This window comes from Oleiphilus sp. HI0067 (genome assembly GCF_001635735.1).
In genome coordinates, this window is the sequence record NZ_LWFI01001148.1 from 1 (window position 1) to 2,626 (window position 2,626).

The following is a 2,626-nucleotide window of genomic DNA, read 5'->3' on the forward strand; positions in this document are numbered from 1 at the left end:
TTCGTAGTTGCTCCAGGTGTTGGTGCTTAATCCATTAAGGTTTAAGTATTTCTGACTAAGTAAACCGGCAACAAAGCGAGGTTATTGGTGTGAATCTTAATTACACACTTATAGGACAAATAATCTTCTTCGCTGTTTTCGTGTTGTTCTGCATGAAATATGTATGGCCGCCAATCATGGCTGCCATGCAAGAGCGTGAAAAGAAGATTTCCGATGGTTTAGCTGCAGCTGACCGTGCTTCAAAAGATTTGGAACTTGCTCAACAAAAAGCAGATGAAGAATTGAAAGAANCAAAAACTAAAGCAGCTGAGCTTATTGAGCAAGCGAACAAGCGTGCTAGCCAAATCGTTGACGAGGCTAAAGAAACTGCAAAAACTGAAGGCGATCGTCTTCTGAATGCAGCGCAAGCAGAAATTGAGCAAGAAAAGAATCGTGTACGTGAAGAACTACGTGCAGAAGTATCAGCAGTTGCATTAGCAGGTGCAGAGAAGATTCTTGGCGCAGAAATCGATGCAAGCAAGCACAGCGCGTTACTAGACCAGCTTGCCTCTGAAATTTAACTATTGAGAGTGGATGATGGCAGAGTCAATCACGATTGCCCGACCTTACGCTAAAGCTTCATTTGAAGCAGCAAAAGCAACTGATAGCCTTGACGTTTGGTCAAGTATGCTAGCTGCAGCTTCTGCGGTAGCGAAGGAAGAGAATATGGTTGTTGTTCTCGATCACCCTGCACTAACTAGCAAAGCGAAAGCCGATACATTTTGTGATGTATGCGGCGATGCTTTGAATCAAGAAGCGCGTAACCTGATTCACGTATTATCAGAAAACAATCGCATTGCATTGTTGCCTGAGATTTCAGAGTTATTCGAAGCTTTTAAAGCGCAACTTGAGCAGTCAGTAGACGTAGAAGTAGAAAGTGCATACGACTTGGGTAGTGAACAACAAGAGAAGCTGGCACAAGCATTGAGCAAGAAACTAGATCGTAAAGTAAACCTATCAACAACGACCAATGAGTCATTGTTAGGTGGCGCAATTATTCGCGCGAACGACCTAGTTATTGATGCATCTGTGAAAGGCAAATTAGCCAAACTTGCAGAAGCAGTAAGTGCTTAGGTAGCGGATTCAGATTTGAGGATTTAAAAGCATGCAACAGCTAAACCCAGCTGAAATCAGCGAAATCATTAAGAAGCGCATCGAGCAGCTCGATGTTTCTTCTGAAGCCCAAAACGAGGGCACGATCGTCAGCGTATCTGACGGTATCGTTCTAGTTCATGGTCTTGCCGAAGTAATGTACGGTGAGATGGTTGAATTTGAAAACGGTGTTTACGGTATGGCGCTTAACCTTGAGCGTGATTCTGTAGGTGTCGTTGTATTAGGTGACTACAATGGCCTAGCAGAAGGTCAGAAAGTACGTTGTACTGGTCGTATTTTGGAAGTGCCAATCGGTGAAGCGCTTCTCGGCCGTGTTGTTGACGCACTTGGTAACCCAATCGATGGCAAAGGTCCTATCGAAACAAACATGACGGCTCCTATCGAAGTCGTTGCACCAGGCGTAATCGCGCGTAAGTCTGTTGACGAGCCAGTTCAAATCGGTCTTAAGTCAATTGACTCAATGGTGCCAATCGGTCGTGGTCAGCGTGAGTTGATTATCGGTGACCGTCAAACAGGTAAAACTGCGATTGCAATTGATGCAATCATCAACCAAAAAGGTACAGGCGTTAAGTGCATCTACGTAGCGGTTGGTCAGAAGCAGTCTTCTATCGCAGCAGTAGTACGTAAGCTTGAAGAGCACGGTGCAATGGATCACACCATCATCGTTGCGGCGGGTGCAGCAGATCCAGCAGCAATGCTTTTCTTAGCGCCATACGCTGGTACTACAATGGGTGAATACTTCCGTGACCGTGGTCAGGATGCATTGATCGTATTTGATGATTTGACTAAGCAAGCTTGGGCATACCGTCAAATTTCATTGCTTCTTCGTCGTCCACCAGGTCGTGAAGCATATCCTGGTGACGTATTCTACTTGCACTCACGTCTTCTAGAGCGTGCATCGCGAGTTAGTGAAGAGTACGTAGAGCAGTTCACTAATGGTGAAGTTAAAGGCCAAACAGGTTCTTTGACAGCGCTACCAGTTATCGAAACACAAGGTGGTGACGTATCTGCATTCGTACCCACTAACGTAATTTCGATCACTGATGGTCAGATCTTCCTAGAAACTAACCTATTTAACGCTGGTATTCGTCCAGCGATGAACGCAGGTATTTCGGTATCTCGTGTAGGTGGTGCAGCTCAGACCAAAATTATTAAGAAACTTGGCGGTAACGTCCGTCTAGCACTTGCTCAATATCGTGAGCTTGCAGCGTTTGCTCAGTTTGCTTCTGACCTTGACGAAGCAACTCGTAAGCAATTGGAGCACGGTCAACGTGTAACAGAGCTCATGAAGCAGAAGCAGTATAGCCCGCAGAGCGTTGCTGAAATGGGTGTTGTACTTTACGCAGCCAATGAAGGTTTCCTTGATGATGTACCAGTGAACAAAGTTGTAGCATTTGAAGAAGCATTGCTTTCTTACATGAACGCTGAACAAGCTGATCTTATGAATAAGATCAATGAGAAAGGCGACTACAAC

3 protein-coding genes are annotated in these 2,626 nt (G+C 45.1%); all 3 read left to right on the forward strand.

The genetic code is table 11. The features are described 5' to 3' along the window. Positions 1–89 precede the first annotated feature (89 nt). Positions 90–560: a F0F1 ATP synthase subunit B gene (locus A3739_RS16745; RefSeq protein ID WP_068502135.1), complete on the forward strand. Its 471-nt coding sequence runs from the start codon at positions 90–92 to the stop codon at positions 558–560. A 16-nt stretch (positions 561–576) separates the two neighbouring features. Beyond that, entirely contained in the window at positions 577–1,113 is a 537-nt protein-coding gene (locus A3739_RS16750; protein WP_068481440.1) for a F0F1 ATP synthase subunit delta, read from the forward strand. A 31-nt stretch (positions 1,114–1,144) separates the two neighbouring features. After that, on the forward strand, positions 1,145–2,626 hold a 1,482-nt coding region (gene atpA / locus A3739_RS16755), incomplete at its 3' end, for a F0F1 ATP synthase subunit alpha (RefSeq protein WP_068502138.1).

Coding starts and splice junctions, on each gene's coding strand:
- A3739_RS16750 (WP_068481440.1), top strand. CDS start 577: ATGGCAGAGTCAATCACGATTGCCCGACCTTACGCTAAAGCTTCATTT.